The organism is Skermanella sp. TT6 (assembly GCF_016653635.2).
GTDB lineage: Bacteria > Pseudomonadota > Alphaproteobacteria > Azospirillales > Azospirillaceae > Skermanella > Skermanella cutis.
Genome location: NZ_CP067424.1, coordinates 13,544 through 30,015, shown reverse-complemented (window position 1 = coordinate 30,015; position 16,472 = coordinate 13,544). Strand labels below are relative to the sequence as shown.

The window sequence follows — 16,472 nt, the reverse complement described above, 5'->3', positions numbered from 1 at the left end:
TTTATAGTGTCCTCCCTAGACGGTGTCTGTCCGGTATCTCTCTCCGTCATGCCCGGTCGGCTTTACGATCTCGGCCAGGCGCCGTGATCCGTCCCGCTCCCGCCGGATGAACGCCACCATGTCGACCGCCTCGATGATGTCGCCGTGCGGCACGTTGGCGGCTACGTGGCCGATCAGTCGCGAGATGCGCGACAGGCCATGCGCCGCCGAGTTGGCGTGGACCGTGGAAAGCCCGCCGGGGTGGCCGGTGTTACTGGCACCAATCCATTCCAGTGCCGTCTCCCCGTCCCGGATTTCGCCGATCACGATGCGGTCGGGCTTGTGGCGCAAGGCCTCGCGGACCAGCTCGCGGGCATTCATCGCGCCGGTGAAGGCGCGGACCACGTTGGGACCACTCACCCGCAGTTCGTCCTGGTCCTGGATGATGAAGACCCGGCTGGACCGGAACGGCGCCTCCGCCAGCAGGGCGTTGCCCAGCGTCGTCTTGCCCGCTCCGGTGCCGCCGACGATCAGGATGTTCTTGCGGTCGGCCACGCCCGCGCGCAGCACGTCGGCATGCGCCTCCGTCATGGCGCCGGCGGCGACATAATCGTCCACCGTGAAGATCCGCCCCGGCGGCAGGCGGATCGAGAAGGTGATCCGGCGCACCGTGGGCGGCAGCAGGGCCGCGAACCGCTCGCCGGTCGGCAGGTTGGCCGACAGCGCCGCCTTCTCGATCGGGTGATTGTCGATGTCCGAGACCAAGGTGACGATCCGGCGCGCGGCGTGTTCGGTCAGGTGCTCGCCGGTCGGCCTGTCCTGCCCGCCGACTGTCAGCCAGATCGCGCCGTCCTCGTTCACCATGATGTCGGTGCAGCCCGGCGTCTGCTTGGCCGTCCGGATGATCGGGCCGTAGGCGTCCTCCAGGTCGTCCAGCAGGCGCCTCATGCCCTCGGTCCGGTTCGCGGTCAGGTTCTCCCCCTGCAGCTCAAGCGGCATTGCCGGCATCCTCGCGTTCAATGGTTTCGATCACCCTGCGGTATTCTACCTGGTCGCCCTCGGCAAGGGTCAGCAGGATCGAGCGCAGGAGCCGGTCCTGGCGGGCCGACTGGTCGAGCAGCTTGGCGATGCCGGCCTCCACACGGTTGACCACCTGCGCCTCCCGGCGCCACAGGCGGAAACCGTCCTCGATCAGCTGCTCCAATACCTCGTTGCGGGAGACCTTCCGGCCGGCGCCGCGGAACTGCGCCGTCGTCTCGGTTATCTGGGATGCCAGGTTCGGCTCCAGGTAGAGCTTGAATTCGACCTTCGTCATTCTTCACCTCCAGGGGCTGTGATCAGCTTTCGCTTGCGCCTCGGCTTCGGCCTGGCAGGGGGAGCGGTGGCGTCGTCATTCGCCGGCGGTTCCGGCAAATCGCCGTCATCGACGGCCCCGGCGCCGGAGGCCATGGCTTCCGGGGTTTGCGGGTGAACCGGCACGCCCGCCCAGGCGCTCGGGCGGTGCGGGTGCGGCAGATCAGGATAGGCGCCGTCGGAGCCGCGCAGGGCAGCCTGGGGCAGATCCAGCCGCTTGCGCAGGATGCGGTCCTTGTGGTCCACGATTTTGCGCGCCCGGATCACGGGCTGACCGGTGATAAGCACCAGCTCGAACCGATCCCTCAGCTGGCGGACGCCGCCGGGGTTGATGACCGGCTGCTCGACCTCGCTGACGCTCTCGGTATGCGACCGCGCCCAGGTGCCGGAAGAGCGACTCCGGCTGGTCGACCTGCGCCGTTCCGTGACGGTGCCGCAGGACTGGGAGATTTCCTGCTGGGTCATGCCGTCGTTGGCGGCGTAGACGACGTGGCAGCGGATGTTGTCGCGGAACTGGTTGTACGGCCCGTAGGGCGCCTGACGCAGGGCGTTGAGCGACTGGGCGCCCAGCAGCATGGTGGCGCCGCACCCGACGATCTTGGTGATCGCGGTCTGCAGGATCTCCAGGCGCAGGCTGGCGAACTCGTCGACCACCAGCAGCGACATCGGCTCCCCTTCCAGCGCCGGTTGCTCCCTCATGATCGCGCCCATCAGCATGGACAGGAACATGCTGGTCACCGGTCGCAGGCGATCGTCATCGCTGGCCGGCGTCGTCAGGTAGAGCGACACCGGCCTGCGCTTCGGGCTCAGCCGAAACAGGTCCCGCATCCTGAAGTCCGACCGGCCTGTCACCCGGGCGACGATCGGGTCCTCGAAGGGCGACAGGCGCACCAGGGCGGCGTTGTAGAACATGCCGCGGTACTTCATGCCGTCCCCGGACTTCTCGCCGAACGGGTCGCCGCCGAACAGGGCGTTGATCCGGTCGACCGCCACCGGATGCGCCTTCGTTTCGGCTATGCGGCGCATCCCGACGTCTCCCTGGGAGATCAGCCGGACCACCTCGGCCATGTTCTTGCGCTCGTCGGGCTCCCCGTGCAGCACGTGCAGGATCACCGCCCCCATCAGACGGTCGGCGCCGGCCTCGAAGTGCTCGTCCGACCTGGCCGGTCGCGGCACCGACTTGGCGAGGTTGTCGGCCCCGGCCACCGGGTTGGCCGGGTCGATCTCCTCCAGGAAGTTGAAGTGGACGCCGGCCGGGTTGGTCAGGTCGAGGTTCAGGACGTGGCTGAACCGCTTGCGCCACCCCGACGTCGTCCTGAACAGCTCTCCCTTGCCGCCGTCATACATCACCATCGGCCCGCCATAGGTCAGGCAGGCCGGGCGGATCACGCCGACACCCTTGCCCGACCGGGTGCCGCCCGTCACCAGCACCGGCTCCTGGTCTACCCAGCACAGGTGCTTGCGCCCGATCCGACCCAGGGGGATGCCGGAGTACTCCAGCTTCGGGTTGCGCAGCAGCCCGGCGCGCTTCGCCTCCCTCTTGCCGCCGTAACGCTGCCGGTCCTCGGCCGCATCGCGCAGCCGGTCCACGACGTAGCCGGCCCCGACCCCGGCCACCCCCGCGACCGTCAACGCGCCGGCCGCGCAGCCGGCCAGCAGCACGGCGTTGGTCTCGATCCACGTCCGCGTGGCCTGCACGAACGGTTCCGGGTTGGTCAGGATCTGCCCGAGGTCAATCACGGCCGCGATCCTCCCCCCGGATCGGGCGCCGGCCCATGTGGTAGTTCCGTTCCCCGTCTCGCAACCGTTGGGCCTGCCGTTCCATATACCGGTCCATCTCCCGCTGGCTCATCGGACCCAGGTGCCGGGTCGCCAGATCCTCGGCGATGCGGCGCATCTCGAACCGAATAAATTCCCTGTCCATCACCAGGTCGGTTCCGTCCTGGGCGATGCCCCGGAGGATGACGTGGGCGTGCCGGTTCATGGCGTGCGTCGCGTCCGGCTTCTCGTGGATGCCCGCGAACCAGTCCAGCCGGGTGCCCAGACGGCGCTCCAGCTCGGCCATGTACTCGCGGGTATAGGCCGCCATGTCGAGCTGCGCGCCGTCGTTCGGCGCCAGGATGAGCCTGAAATGGTGCCGGTCGTCCCGCCACCCCTGGACGGCCGAATGGCCCGTGACGCCGTCGCCGTTTCGATCGATCAGCGACGGCGTCACCGCCCGTTCGCCGGCCCCGGGCCGCTCGACATACCGGATGTGGCTGTGCAACTTAGAGTATCCCGCACCGGCCATGCGGTAATGGTAGGAGATCACCACCACGCGGCGACGGTACGACGACCCTTCGCCGCTGCCCAGCCGTGTCGTACCCCGATGCACCGCCTTCGGTTTTCCAAGGTCGGGCAGGTAAACCCGCCCTGCCGACTCTCCGCCGGCCTTCGGCGCGAACCTCAGCCATCGCTCGATCAGCGCGTCTTTCGACCTCGCCAGCGGCACCCGCCCTGCCATGACCTGCCTCCTTGACCCTGACTAACGTAAAATCGTAGTATACCCCATATCAGGGACAACAGGCTACGGCTAGGGACACGAAAATCGCAGAAAGGGAGGGGGTTCAGCGCCGTCCGGGGACAGGCGCTTTTAACTTGCAATACCCCCTCTCCCCAACCTCAGTTTTCTTCCCGCAAATCGCCCTTCAACCCTTTGGAAGAAAGCCCCTCAAATGAATGATAACCGCTACTTTTCCAACCGCCCGGCATCGTCTATCTGGTCGGCGGCATCCTGACCTGCGTTGTCGCGTATTTTATAGACCCTGAAATCACCCAGCGATTCCTGCCCCGCATGATCGCAACGGTCGTTCCAGTCGGCTTAGTCGTCGGCGGTCTGGCTTACCTGATCACCCGATCCGTCAGCCGCAGGAGCCCCTCTGACAGGCTGTGAATTTCCCGTAGGTCGATGACTCGCCCATCCCTATATTCCAAGGTGAAACTGTAAAACACAGGACCGGCACGTATCATCACCACCCACTCGGGCGACCGCTTCGACCTCATCGACCATGTCTATGAGATGTGCCGCTTGGGCGACCAGGACTTCCGGTCGGCAGAGAACCGGACCTTCCGATATCGCAATGGTCAGTGCATTTCGCTCGCCACCGGAGCCAATGCCCCTCATGGCGTTCTGGTCCATCTGCGCGACCGGATGGCTCCCGAGCTGTGGGCCTACGTCGGCGATCTATGGGCTAAGGCGGCAGAGCGCCCGTACACCGGACAGGACGGCAGACCTAGCCACCGCCCGCCGGTAGCCGCTGCCTGAGCCAGGAGAGCCGGGCCATCGAGCACGGCGAAGCAGCCCGTCACGGTTGTACGTCAATCCCCTTCTCGATGGGACCCGTTCGCACAAGCGTAGCGCGGAGAATGGGACGGAAGGGGATTGATGCCCACCACCAAGAGACATCCTGCTTTCCCCTGGTTCGATGAAATCGGACCGGGGATGCCCCCTGGCGAAGGATCTTTAACTATGGGATTTTCCCATAGTTTCTGCCTTAGACGAAGCTAAGTCAGTAGGTTAGAGAACAGCCATAGCACGAGCAGTTTGCTAATCGGTGTGCTTCCCGCTTTCTTGCTGTGCTTGGATCGCGACGAGCTGCTCAAGCAAGGTCGGCTGACTATCAAGCAAGCGAAGCAGATTGCTCATAGCCTTGGTGGGCAGATCCTTCCCGCTTTCATATTTTTGGAATGCGTGAACACCCCCTCCGAGGATTACTCCAGCCTTGCGCTGAGAAAGTTTAAGCTTTTTACGAATGCGGGAAACTTCCTTCGGAGGCGCCAAGCCATCAATCTTTGCCTTGAATTCCAAAAACGCCGGTTCCGTAGCTAACATGTCGGCACCCGTCAGGACACTCTCCTCGCAAGAAGAGCAGTACCATCCTGGCTGGTCCAAGGTAACCTTATGTCCCTTATACTCAAATTCGACAGGCTTTGAAGCCCGCGCCATGTGCCCGCCGCACTCATGGCAGATCATCGTATCAGCCATCACTACTTCTCCTTGAAGGACAGCAATCTAAACTCTGTCACGACATCCGCAATGAACTTGATGTAGATAACATTCTCATCATGCGGCACATGGTAAACGTCCTGCCAGACTGTATGATCATTATTCGAAGTCATAGACTTGTAGAAATGCTTTCTTTCCATCGTTTGTATGACGGAAACCATACCGGTAACCGTAATTCCTAGGCTTCTAGCCCCTTGGAGAGCGACAATAGTTGCATTCAACTTCTCGACGCTGCTAAACGATGCCTTAAATGACGCCAGATCATAGGTGGGCTTCCGTTTGTCCATGCCGGAATGTGGCACCTTCAAGGTGGCGCGTCAAGATCTTTGCCACCTTGAAGGTGCCATTTTCTACCCTTGCCTCGCTGCAACCGTGGCTTCGTCCATCTCCTGGCGGCGCTGCCTGACTGACCTCGACCAGGTCGCGCGGCTGTGCTCGGCGGTCGTTCGCGAGTTCCCATGCCCAGGCCGCTTCCAGCAGGCGAGCTTCTTCCGGCTCTGCCTCCCGCCAGGTCTTACAGGCTGTCGGCGTCCACTGTCCCGAGGTCCTGGCGTCGCCGGCATTCGCCGCGGCGAGCAGCTCTTCGAAGGTTATCGTTCAGGATACTCTTTATAGCGCATTACGCTCATAGCCTTACAGATGGGTAGTTTGCTTCTTCTACACGCTTTCACATACCCTATTTTGAGCAGGTGCTATTTTCTGAAATATGTGTAAAAAGAAGGCCGCCCACAAAGAGGCAGCCTGAGTCTAGGGAGGAAACGCCCGAAAGAAGGCGTTGCAGTATCGCTACCGCACTGCATACATAGTCTTAGCGCCGAATTAATTCGAGGGAGGAAATGCAGGCTGCATGCCTGCATCCTTTTTTCCGCAACCCCCTGAACTGCAGCCCTACCCTTCTTTGTGCGCCCGTGCCGCAGCCATCGCCTCGTCCGGCGCCGCTCCGTCACCGCGAGTTCGTCTTTCGCCTGCACCCGGCGATCGTTCGCCAGCTCCCAGGCCCAGCAGGCTTCGAGCAGGCGCGCATCTTCCGGATCTGCCTCCCGCCAGGTGCGGCATGCTTGCGGGGTCCACTGACCAGGTGCGCGGGCGCCGCCGGCATTCGCCGCGGTCAGGATCTCTTCGAACGTCATCACCTGATCTTCATCCTGCCTTCAGCAACCGATAGACGCTCGTCCGGCCGATCCGCAGCCGGCGTGCGATCTCGCTGCCGCCCAGGCCTTCCGCCTTCAGTGCCTGGACGGCTGACCGGTCGAGCTTCGGCTTGCGCCCCTTGTAGACCCCCTTGGCCTTCGCCTGCTGGATGCCTTCGAGCTGGCGCTCCTTCCGGAGGTTCGTCTCGAACTCGGCGAAGACGCCCAGCATGTCGAGGAAGGCTTTCCCGGCCGCAGTCGATGTGTCGATCGGCTGCTCGGTCGCCTTCAGCGCCACGCCCTTGGTCTTCAGCTCCCGCACGATGTCCTGGAGGTCGCCGATGGAGCGGGCCAGCCGGTCGATGCGCGTCACCATCAGTGTGTCGCCCGGCTGCAGGAATTCCATCAGCGTCTTCAACTCCGACCGGCCCGACCTGGTCGTCCCCGTCACCTTCTCTTCTCGAACCACGAAGCACCCTGCCTTCGTCAGCGCCTCCCGCTGCAGGGTGAGGTCCTGGTCGATCGTGGAAACGCGAGCATACCCGTAAACTGCCATCGATCACCCCGATCTGTTCCGTTAGGCTCTAGACCATTCAAGTATCCTGTGCCGGAACTCGAAAAGCAACCCTATTGGAACAGGAAGAAGCTGGATCAGGATGTCCCGTGAAACTGTTCCCCTGGCGTATACCCAAATAGGGCAATCCAGCAGATCGCCTGCCAACGCTTCACTCATCAGATTGCTGGTCGGCTATTCTCTCATCGACAAGATGCAGAAGATGACTGGCAAGGATCAGCATTTCCGCCGCTCTGGTAGCCTCATCGATAACAACGGTGCGGTGACTGCCTGGGTTCTTATAGCGACCGATAGCGCCTGCAAACAGAAAAGCCGTAGCCTGTCTTTCAGAAACGGGAAGCGTCTGATCCGTCAGCGGGCCTGTGCTCTCGTGGAATGCGGCGAGCATCAGGTCTTTCCCTATTTTGGTGTTCTCGTAGTTCCCCGCTTTCCGGACTTCGACTTCGACCTCTTTGAAAGCCTGAAAGACCGCAGTGTCGTAGTCACCGCGAAGAAAGTTCGGCCATGCCTTGGTCGTGACAATCGGGTGGAGAAGGTCTCGCGGGATCAGCGAAGCCTTGCGATAACTCTCGAAAGCCTCCGGAGTCGCAGCTTCCCAACCGCGCTTCGTGATGAAGTACCATCCGGCACCTTGTCGTGGGTGAGGCGCAAGAAGACCGACGCTGAGCAGCCAATTCCACGCCTCCGCAATGGCTTCTCCCACCCGGTCCTTGTAATCCACCGGATAGATCAGTTGAGTCTGATATAAATTATTAACGAAATTGTGTAGGCTTAGTGGTGGCCTGTCATTACGCAAGATCGAGAGCAGGACACCCCCCAACTCCTCGGGCGGTAACCCCAGGAGGACTTCGGCATCGGGGAACAAGGCTTTCAATCTGTGAGGCATGATCTCTCCTTAGATTTTCGTCCGACCGTTCCACGAAATCATACACTCTTAGAGCGCCGTCTCCCTCGATCTGAGAGTCTTTACCGGAAGGGGATTTCGGACACCGTTCTTGAAACCCGATTTCGGACACGGGTTCTGCACACCGGAAATCGTCATTCCAGCAGTGCCGGTCGAAGGTGTTCAGAACCCAACGTTTCCGAACACCCCGAAAGAGCCTCAGAGGAAAACTTTTGTAAAAATTATATAATAATATGTACTTTTCGGCCGAATTGTGGCGGCTACTGGCCCAATGAGTACGCCTCAGATTGACGGTCCCGCCCCGCTTCAGCAGGCGGATCTTCGCTGTTAAGAGCTACCAAGTTTTTTAGAAATCCGGTATCGGGTTGTCAAAAGTGAACGAGTTTAGAACCTTATCGCTTGATGGACAGGTAAGCGCATTCGCCTAGTAAAAGATTTTCTTAAGTTATCACCTCTCATCACCATACCAACGCTGAATTGGAGATTCTCTTCTTCTCTGATCTGCTTTAATCATCGTTTCCCGTGCGTTACAGGTCCTTCCGTCTGGAACTGTCCAAACATAAATTCGCATAGTAAGCCAGCTAGCTCGTTGATCACCGACACACTGTTGGCTGGAAGTTGTCAGCTCTCTCAATGCTCCGCCTACGATGGCACCAGTCGTAGGTTGGCCAAATGCAATACCTAAAGTGGTTGCGATCTGCTGTAAAAAATCCCCAACAGGAGTTCCCCAACATGGGGACTCGTAACTTACAGTAATACCATTATTTGATACATTACGACCTGACATACTATTTCTTGGGGGATTTGATCTGGAGTACTTAGGGTTACCACTTGCTTCATGTAGGCTGTAGGCACACAGCTTTTTTCTGCTTTCAACATCAACCCTCACTTCTCCTCTACGGGTGTATTGTGCAGTTCTGCCTAGTACAACAGACCAGCGCCAAAATTCTACATCTCTCCCGAGGTTTTCATAATGATCATGCTTATACTGAGAAAATGCTTGTGTAGGATCATATAATAATAAAAATAGTACAAGCATAATGGGGCTCATGTGGATAAGCTTTTTCATCGTTTTCCTCCTTAGGTTCTGATGACGTCTTAATTAACCTAGAAGCATTTCAGTATATTAAACAAATTTATTATTTATTATGCTTACATATGCTGCCGGCTTGCCGCTGCTGTTGCTCAACCAAAACAGAATCTGCTCTAGAGTTATCCATCTATAGATTTATGTAATTGGGGTATGCGCAATACGTACTTATGAATAGGCAACCTATACACCATCGATTAATCCGATAGTAAGTCATTCGTCTGCCCGCCTATTCTGTACAACGCGCATTGATATTTTTACATAAATGATTCACTAATAATGAGGGTTGCCAGCCAGATATCATCAAGCAGCCGGCGAGGGTTCCTTGATAGGCTCGATCGCGCCGCCCTTGCGGAACCGAGGCGCGTCTTACCTCACCTTTTCGCTTGCGGCCCCCAGCTAAACGGGAGTAGACAAAAGGCACCCGAGTTGTGTTCGCAGCTTGGGACAACTGCAATCGCCTACCAGCTCGCCCGCAATCGCGGAGCGGGCTTTTTTTGTGCTCGCAGCCAGGGAGATCCACATGCCCGCGAATGCCGCACCCGTTGATGACTGGATCACCGCGACGAGCGCCGCCGCGCGCCTCGGCGTGACGCAGCGCACCTTGCGCAATCTCGAACTGAAGGGCGAGGGGCCACCGGTCTATCGCCTGATCGGCCGAACGGTCCGCTACCGGCTGTCTGAGGTAGACGCCTGGATCAGCTCGCGCGCTTCGTTCCAGGTCAGCGCACGGCAGGACTGAGAACCGGCGAAGCGTTCCGACAGCTTCAGCCCCTACCTTCCAGATCCAACGGAGTTCCACACTATGGCAACGTTATCGATCGTCAATCGCAAGATTGACGAGCTGGTTCCTTATGCCCGCAACGCGCGCAAACACCCTGCCCCGCAGATTAAGCAGCTCGAAGGAGGGGTGCATCCAGCGCCGCTGCGAAAATATACTCTAACGACGCCCTTTTTGGACCGATTCCGGCAGGTTTCCAGGTCGTTTTGCCTCTGACCGCTGAAAATGGCGTGTTAACATGGCGTACAATACGAATTGCACTCCATATGCCTAGCCCGATCGCCACATTGCACGCCGTAAACCAAGCCCTTATCCTGGGGGTCGACATGGCGTGCAATGGGAATATCCCCGGCGATGGTCGATCCTCCGCCCTGGCTTCAGTCCTTCCTCGACCGCCTCGCCGCGGAGGATCTCTCGGCCGCCACCCGCCGGGGCTACCGCTACGATCTGCTCCAGTTCGCCGCTTGGTACGCCGCCCTGTACGGCACCCCACCCGATCTGCCGCGGCTGACCGAGCACGACGTCATCGCCTGGCGCCAGCACATGATCACCCGCTGCCAGTTCAGGGCGACCACCATCAACCGCCGTCTCGAGGCCGTTCGCCGCGTGCTGCGCTGGGCCGAGGCCACCGGGGTTGTCGCCGCCAACGTCGCCGCCGGGGTCCGGACGATCCGTCTGACCGGCGACCGCCAGCCCGTCGGCCTCACCGCGGCCGAGGTCCATGGACTGCTGCGCGCCGCTGGTGAGAGCTCCCACGGCCTGGCCCGGCGCAACTACGCGCTGGTCCAGCTCATGCTGCAGACCGGCCTGCGGATCGGTGAGGTGGCCGCCCTGCGGCGCGCCGACATTACCCTGCGCGAGCGCGCCGGCGTGCTCCGCGTCCGCCACGGCAAGGGCCTCAGGGAACGCGAGGTGCCGCTCAACGCCACCGCCCGCCGGGCGCTGCGCCAAGTCTTCGAGCGGGATCCGGCTCCCGCCCGGCCGGAGGATCCGGTGTTCCGCTCGACCCGCAGCGAGCCGCTGCCGGTGCGCTCGATCCAGAACACGATCGCCGGCCTAGTGCGCCGCGCCGGCCTCAAGCGCGCCGGCATCTCCGCCCACAGCCTGCGCCACACCTTCGCCCTGGCCTGGCTGCGCCAGCATCCGGGCAAGCTGGTCGAACTGGCCCAGCTGCTCGGCCACGAGAGCCTCGACACCACCGCCGTCTACACCCGCGCCTCGACCGAGGATCTCGCCCGGGACGTCGAGCAGACCCCGTTCAATCTCGATGGCTGAGCCCGCTCCGGAGGAGATCGACCCGGACCGGATCCTGAACGACTGGGCACTCGACGAGGCCGACCTCCGGGAGGTCATGCGCGCCCGCGGTCCGGACAACCGCCTGTGGACCGCGCTGCACCTGTGCGGCGTGCGCCGCACCGGCCGGTTCATCGACGACCCGGAGCAGGTTCCGCGGGACGCTGTCATCCACCTGGCCCGCCGGCTCGGGATTGATCCACCGGCCCGGCTGGCTTCCCTGGCCCGCCAGCCGACCGACAGCGCCATCCGCGCCCGGGTGCGCGACCACCTCGGGTTCACGGTGTTTTCCACCGACGCCCAAAACCGTCTGGAGACCGATCTCTCGGCGGTCGCCGCCGATGGCCTGACGACCGCCGACCTGATCCAGCGGGCGGAAGCGTCGCTGTCCGCGGCGAAGGTCATCCTGCCCGCCCGCACCACGCTCGAACGGCTGGTCGCCGCCATCACCCGCCAGGTGTAAGTGCCGGGTGAATACTCCTCAGATCGGGCGGATGAACTTTCCCCAGGCTGACGCAACGGCACGGCTCCGGAGCAGGCGCCTCGGAACCGTGTAGCCGCCCTTGGCCCATAATCCCCTCAGTCGATTGAGGGAGGGCGTGGGTGGTCACACTTGGGGAACTCGTCATGATTCTCGATCTCGCCCGCCAGGGGCTGAGCGTGTCGGCAATCGCGCGCCGGACCGGCCTGGACCGCAAGACCATCCGAAAGTACATCGCCAAGGGGCTGGAGCCGCCCGCCTACACGCCGCGGCCCCCGCGACAGACCCTTGTCGGCCCCTTTGAACCCTATCTGCGGGAGCGCCTCCAGGCCTTCCCGGAACTCAGCGGCCGACGTCTGCTCCGGGACATCCGCGCGCTCGGCTACCAGGGCGGCTATACCGTGCTGAAGGATTTCCTGCGTACCGTCCGGCCCAGGCCCGAGACACAGTTCGAGCGCCGGTTCGAGACACCGCCCGGCAAGCAGGCCCAGGTCGATTTCGCCTTCTTCAAGACCGTGTTCACCGACCAGCCCGACGTCGAGCGGATCGTCTGGCTGTTCTCGATCGTGCTCGGCCACAGCCGCATGATGTGGGCCCGCTTCGTCGCCCGCCAGGATCTGCCGACCGTGCTCCGGTGCCACATCGCCGCCTTCGAGGCGTTCGGCGGCGTGCCCGAGCAGATCCTTTATGACCGCATGAAGACCGCCGTGCTCGGTGACGTCGAGGACCCCGACCAGCCGGCCAAGGGGATCGCCTACAATGCCAAGCTCCTCGATCTGGCCGCCTGCTACGGTTTCCTGCCGAAGGCCTGCAGGCCCTACCGGGCACAGACCAAGGGCAAGGTGGAGCGGCCCTTCCGCTATGTCCGGGAGGACTTCTTCCTCGCCCGCACCTTCCGCAATCTGGACGACCTGAACGCCCAGTTCGTCCAGTGGCTGGACCAGGTCGCCAACGTTCGCCTGCACGCCACCACCCAGCGTGTCGTCGTCGAGCATTTCGCCGAGGAGCGCGATCACCTCAAGGCCCTCCCGGCCGGTCCCTTCAACACCGTGCTGGCACTCGAGCGCCGCATCACCCGCGACGGCATGGTCTCCGTCGCCGGCAATCTCTACTCCGTGCCCGACAGCACCCGCCGGCGGACCGTCGAGGTGCAGATTACCGCCGGCGCGGTCAACATCCTGGAGGACGGCATCCTCATCGCCTCCCATCCGGCACAGGAAGGCCGCGGCCAGCGCCGGATCGCTCCCGGTCACCGCACCCAGCCGCCGCCGGCCAACAGCAGGACGGCCCGGGAGGAGGCCAGGCCCGAGCCTCGGGGCAGCACGGTGACACCCCGTTCGCTGGCCATCTACGACGCGATCGGCCGCCGTCTCGCCAGCCAGCAGGGTGTCCCATGACCGCAACCACCCTCGATCCGGCGGCCAGCCCCGCCACGCTCGACCGCATCCGCGCTCACCTGGTCGGTCTCAACATGCCGCGCGCGCTCGAAGTGCTGGAGCATATCCTGCGGCGGATCGAACGCGGCGAGATCTCGGCCCTGGAGGCCATCGACACCCTGCTCGGCGAGGAACTGACCCTGCGGGAGGGGCGACGCGTCAGGTCCGCGCTGAAGATGGGCCGGCTGATCAACATCAAGACCCTGGGCGGGTTCGACTTCTCCTTCCAGCCCTCGCTTGACCGCGACCGCATCATGGCGCTGGCCCAGCTCGACTTCGTCGATCGCCACGAGGCGGTCCATTTCCTCGGTCAACCCGGCTGCGGCAAAACCCATCTGGCGCTGGCCCTCGGTGTCGAGGCGGTCAAGTCCGGTCGTTCGGTCTACTTCGCCACCCTGGCCGACATCGTCAGTTCGCTCGCCAAGGCGGAGCGGGAAGGCACCCTGCGCGAACGCCTGCGTTTTCTGTGCCGGCCCCAGTTGCTGATCGTCGATGAGATCGGCTATCTGCCCGTCATCCCGGGGGGCGGCAACCTATTCTTCCAGCTGGTAAATGCCCGTTACGAACGCGGCGCGATGATCCTGACCTCGAACCGCGGCTTTGCCGAATGGGGCGATGTCTTCGGCGGCACCGTCGTCGCCACCGCGCTGCTGGACCGCCTGCTACACCATGCCGTTGTCGTTCAGATCGAGGGAGCCAGCTACCGGCTCCGCCGCCACGCCGACCTGATCCCGGACAACACTCGAACCCGATCCATCACTACCCCTCAACCTCAACCACGCCGCCGGGGACGACCACCGAAAATGACCTCTACCCAGCCAGACACCGACCTATAACCTGACAAACCGACTGGGGATTATTCACCCGCCCGATCTGGGGAAGCTTCATCCGCCCTTTACACCAGGCCCTGAACGGCCTGTTCAACCGCCTCGCCGCCCGCCTTCCCTCATCCCTGCGCGCGGCCCTCGACCGGCTGGTCGGTCAGCTGGCCGACGACGCCGGTACGGAGGGCCGTGCCTCCCTCGGCCGCTACCGCACGCCCTCGGCAGCGTCGATGGGGCGGTTCACCCGTGAGGCCTGTCAGCGGCTGGACGAGATCACGGTCATGCTGGCCGATCTGCCTGATCTTGCCGAGGTGCCCCAGCGGGTTCGTCAGCAACTCGCCCAGCTGTGCCGGCGCTACGATGGCCGTGCCCTGCGGCGCTTTCCGCCCGACAAGCGCCACGGCCTGCTCGTCTGCTTTCTGCTCGACCGGCGCCAGGGGCTGCTCGACGACCTGGTGCAGGCCCATGACAATCACATGACCGGCCTGATGCGCCGCGCCCGCCATGCCGCCGAAGCCGAGGCCCGGCGTCTGCGGCGCGCGGCCGAGGACGGCCTGCTCACGCTGGTCGATACCGGCAAGGCGGTCCTCGCCGGCGACCCTGAGGAATCCGTGGCTGGCCTGCGCGGCCGCCTCGGGGCCGAGCGGCTGCGGGGCGCGGTCGCCGCCTGCGAGGCGGTTTCCACCCAGGACAGCCGCGGCGTGGTCGACGCCGTCCTCGCCCGCTACCCGGATCTGCGCAAGTCCCTGCCGGCCTTCCTGTCGCTGCCATTCACCTCCGACACCGGTCACGATGACCTGCCGCGGGCGATCGACTTGGTTCGCCAGCTCGACCGCGGTGAGATCAAGACCCTGCCGGAGGACGCGCCGACCGGCTTCGTCCCGCCCGGCTGGCGAACGGTGCTGCGCGACGAGCGCGGCCGGCTGCGCCGCTCGGTCTGGGAGACTGCGCTCGCCCTGGCGGTCCGCGACGCGCTGCGCTCGGGCGATCTCCATCTGCCCGACAGCCGGCGCCATGCCGGCTTCTGGTCGCTGGTGCTCGACGAGCGGCTGTGGGCGAGCGCCCGAACCGGCGCCTACGCCGATCTCGGTCTGCCCGAACGGCCGGCCGAACACCTCGCCGATCTGGCGCGCGCCATCGAAACCGCCGCCGGCGCCTTTGCCGCCGGGCGGGCGGCCAACGACTTCGCCGGCATCGAGCAGGGCCAGTTGCGTCTCCACCGGCCCGATGCCTTGCCGCTGTCGCCCGAGGTCCGCCATCTGCGCCGCGAGATCGAAAGCCGGATGCCCCGGGTCCGGATCGAGGATGTTCTGCTCGAGGTCGACCAGCGCTGCGGCTTTTCCCGCGCCTTCCATCCGCTTGCCGGCTATGAGCCGCGCGCGCAGGACACCTACCGTGCCCTGCTCGCCACCCTGATCGCCCACGGCACCAACCTCGGCCTGACCGCCATGGGCGACAGCGTCGAGGACCTGACCGCCGCCGATCTCCAGCAGACCGCGCGCTGGCTGGTGCGCGACGCCACCCTGAAGGCCGCCAGCGCCCGGATCGTCGAGCATCTCCATCAGGTTGATTTCGCCGCGGTCTGGGGCGACGGCCGGCTGTCGTCCTCGGATGGCCAGCGCTTCCGGGCCCCGCCGGGCACCCTGATCGGCGCTTACCACCCCCGCTACTTCGGCCATTACGACAAGGCCGTCACCGTCTACACCCACGTCAGCGACCGGATCGGCGTCTTCGCCACCCAGCTCATTTCCTGCGCCCCGCGGGAAGCGACCTACGTCCTCGACGGCCTGCTCGAGAACGATACCAGCCTCGATCCCCGCCAGCACACCACCGACACCCACGGCTTCACCGAACCCTTGTGGGGCCTGTGCCATCTCCTGGGCATCGATTTCATGCCGCGCCTCAAGGATCTGAGCGACCAGCGGCTCTGGCGGCCCGAGGGTGCCGCGATCCCCGAGGATCTCGCCGCGCTGTTCGCAGGGACCAGCGAGACGACCCTTCTGATCGAGCAATGGGACCAACTCGTCCGCGTCGCGGCCTCGCTCAAGGCCCGCACGGCGCCGGCGCATGTCGTGCTGCAGCGTCTCACCGCCGGCGGTCCCAACGATCGTGTGGCCAAGGCGCTGACCACGCTCGGCCGCCTGGTCAAGACGCGCAACGTTCTGCGCTACCTCCACGACGCGCCGCTGCGCCGGCGCATCCAGGCCCAGCTCAACCGCGGTGAATCCCGCCACGCCCTGGCCCGCTGGCTGTTCTTCGCCAATCAGGGCGAGTTCCGCACCAGCGACTACGAGGCGATGATGAACCGGGCGAGTTGCCTCGGCCTGCTGTCTAACGCGGTGGTGCTGTGGAACACTTTGCAAATGGCGCGCATCGTCAGCGAGCTGCGCACCGGCGGCATGACGATCGCCGACCAGGATCTCGCCCATGTCTGGCCGCTCCAGCGCCGGCATATCGTTCCCAGTGGGGTCTACTTCGTCAACCGCACCATGCCCGCCTTCGACTTGCCCGAGCCGGTCGAAGTCTGAGCGCTGGCGCAGGCCATTGCGCCCGGCTCCGATCCACGAGGTTAATATGGCGTG

Annotated in this window: 15 protein-coding genes; 6 read left to right on the top strand and 9 right to left on the bottom strand. The window is 63.5% G+C overall.

Annotated elements, in window-relative coordinates:
* Positions 1-15 precede the first annotated feature (15 nt).
* The 9 genes from IGS68_RS34810 to IGS68_RS34770 all read right to left on the bottom strand — a co-directional run bounded on the left by IGS68_RS34810 (position 16) and on the right by IGS68_RS34770 (position 9,054).
* On the bottom strand, positions 16-978 hold the full coding sequence (locus tag IGS68_RS34810; RefSeq protein ID WP_201083898.1) for an ATPase, T2SS/T4P/T4SS family: 963 nt from the start codon (positions 976-978) through the stop codon (positions 16-18).
* Positions 968-1,294: a hypothetical protein gene (locus IGS68_RS34805; protein ID WP_201083894.1), complete on the bottom strand. Its 327-nt coding sequence runs from the start codon at positions 1,292-1,294 to the stop codon at positions 968-970. Before IGS68_RS34805 ends, IGS68_RS34810 begins: the two co-directional genes overlap by 11 nt.
* Entirely contained in the window at positions 1,291-3,072 is a 1,782-nt protein-coding gene (locus tag IGS68_RS34800) for a type IV secretory system conjugative DNA transfer family protein (RefSeq protein ID WP_201083893.1), read from the bottom strand. The genes IGS68_RS34805 and IGS68_RS34800 overlap by 4 nt, the downstream gene beginning before the upstream one ends.
* Positions 3,065-3,835: a hypothetical protein gene (locus IGS68_RS34795; protein ID WP_201083891.1), complete on the bottom strand. Its 771-nt coding sequence runs from the start codon at positions 3,833-3,835 to the stop codon at positions 3,065-3,067. The genes IGS68_RS34800 and IGS68_RS34795 overlap by 8 nt, the downstream gene beginning before the upstream one ends.
* 1,083 nt (positions 3,836-4,918) lie before the next feature.
* Positions 4,919-5,356 carry a type II toxin-antitoxin system MqsA family antitoxin gene (locus tag IGS68_RS34790; RefSeq protein WP_247881536.1) on the bottom strand — a complete coding sequence of 146 codons (438 nt, stop codon included), beginning with the start codon at positions 5,354-5,356 and terminating at the stop codon, positions 4,919-4,921.
* Between the two features lie 2 nt (positions 5,357-5,358).
* Entirely contained in the window at positions 5,359-5,664 is a 306-nt protein-coding gene (locus IGS68_RS34785) for a type II toxin-antitoxin system MqsR family toxin (protein WP_201083889.1), read from the bottom strand.
* Positions 5,665-6,517: 853 nt separating this feature from the next.
* Complete coding sequence (locus IGS68_RS34780; RefSeq protein ID WP_201083887.1) at positions 6,518-7,063, bottom strand: recombinase family protein; 546 nt, start codon at positions 7,061-7,063, stop codon at positions 6,518-6,520.
* Positions 7,064-7,232: 169 nt separating this feature from the next.
* Positions 7,233-7,967, bottom strand: coding sequence for a TIGR02391 family protein (locus tag IGS68_RS34775; RefSeq protein ID WP_201083886.1), 735 nt, complete (start codon positions 7,965-7,967; stop codon positions 7,233-7,235).
* Between the two features lie 466 nt (positions 7,968-8,433).
* A complete protein-coding gene (locus IGS68_RS34770) occupies positions 8,434-9,054 on the bottom strand; it encodes a hypothetical protein (protein ID WP_201083884.1) in 621 nt (206 codons plus the stop codon).
* Positions 9,055-9,598: 544 nt separating this feature from the next.
* Here IGS68_RS34770 and IGS68_RS34765 point away from each other — a divergent pair.
* The 6 genes from IGS68_RS34765 to IGS68_RS34740 all read left to right on the top strand — a co-directional run bounded on the left by IGS68_RS34765 (position 9,599) and on the right by IGS68_RS34740 (position 16,418).
* Positions 9,599-9,817: a helix-turn-helix transcriptional regulator gene (locus IGS68_RS34765; protein WP_201083882.1), complete on the top strand. Its 219-nt coding sequence runs from the start codon at positions 9,599-9,601 to the stop codon at positions 9,815-9,817.
* A gap of 393 nt (positions 9,818-10,210) precedes the next feature.
* Positions 10,211-11,131, top strand: a complete 921-nt coding sequence (locus IGS68_RS34760) for a tyrosine-type recombinase/integrase (RefSeq protein ID WP_201083881.1) — start codon at positions 10,211-10,213, stop codon at positions 11,129-11,131.
* A complete protein-coding gene (locus IGS68_RS34755; RefSeq protein ID WP_201083879.1) occupies positions 11,124-11,612 on the top strand; it encodes a DUF4158 domain-containing protein in 489 nt (162 codons plus the stop codon). Before IGS68_RS34760 ends, IGS68_RS34755 begins: the two co-directional genes overlap by 8 nt.
* A 140-nt stretch (positions 11,613-11,752) precedes the next feature.
* The gene (gene istA, locus IGS68_RS34750; RefSeq protein WP_201083765.1) at positions 11,753-13,027 is read left to right on the top strand and encodes an IS21 family transposase; all 1,275 of its coding nucleotides are present in this window, start codon (positions 11,753-11,755) and stop codon (positions 13,025-13,027) included.
* Positions 13,024-13,902, top strand: a complete 879-nt coding sequence (istB, locus tag IGS68_RS34745; RefSeq protein WP_201083767.1) for an IS21-like element helper ATPase IstB — start codon at positions 13,024-13,026, stop codon at positions 13,900-13,902. The genes istA and istB overlap by 4 nt, the downstream gene beginning before the upstream one ends.
* 35 nt (positions 13,903-13,937) lie before the next feature.
* Entirely contained in the window at positions 13,938-16,418 is a 2,481-nt protein-coding gene (locus IGS68_RS34740; protein ID WP_201083915.1) for a Tn3 family transposase, read from the top strand.
* Positions 16,419-16,472 lie beyond the last annotated feature (54 nt).

Excerpts from the sequence above, each read along its gene's own strand:
- IGS68_RS34810 (WP_201083898.1), bottom strand. The coding sequence starts at position 978 with ATGCCGCTTGAGCTGCAGGGGGAGAACCTGACCGCGAACCGGACCGAG.
- IGS68_RS34805 (WP_201083894.1), bottom strand. The coding sequence starts at position 1,294 with ATGACGAAGGTCGAATTCAAGCTCTACCTGGAGCCGAACCTGGCATCC.
- IGS68_RS34795 (WP_201083891.1), bottom strand. The coding sequence starts at position 3,835 with ATGGCAGGGCGGGTGCCGCTGGCGAGGTCGAAAGACGCGCTGATCGAG.
- IGS68_RS34790 (WP_247881536.1), bottom strand. The coding sequence starts at position 5,356 with ATGGCTGATACGATGATCTGCCATGAGTGCGGCGGGCACATGGCGCGG.
- IGS68_RS34785 (WP_201083889.1), bottom strand. The coding sequence starts at position 5,664 with ATGGACAAACGGAAGCCCACCTATGATCTGGCGTCATTTAAGGCATCG.
- IGS68_RS34780 (WP_201083887.1), bottom strand. The coding sequence starts at position 7,063 with ATGGCAGTTTACGGGTATGCTCGCGTTTCCACGATCGACCAGGACCTC.
- IGS68_RS34775 (WP_201083886.1), bottom strand. The coding sequence starts at position 7,967 with ATGCCTCACAGATTGAAAGCCTTGTTCCCCGATGCCGAAGTCCTCCTG.
- IGS68_RS34770 (WP_201083884.1), bottom strand. The coding sequence starts at position 9,054 with ATGAAAAAGCTTATCCACATGAGCCCCATTATGCTTGTACTATTTTTA.
- IGS68_RS34765 (WP_201083882.1), top strand. The coding sequence starts at position 9,599 with ATGCCCGCGAATGCCGCACCCGTTGATGACTGGATCACCGCGACGAGC.
- IGS68_RS34760 (WP_201083881.1), top strand. The coding sequence starts at position 10,211 with ATGGTCGATCCTCCGCCCTGGCTTCAGTCCTTCCTCGACCGCCTCGCC.
- IGS68_RS34755 (WP_201083879.1), top strand. The coding sequence starts at position 11,124 with ATGGCTGAGCCCGCTCCGGAGGAGATCGACCCGGACCGGATCCTGAAC.
- istB (WP_201083767.1), top strand. The coding sequence starts at position 13,024 with ATGACCGCAACCACCCTCGATCCGGCGGCCAGCCCCGCCACGCTCGAC.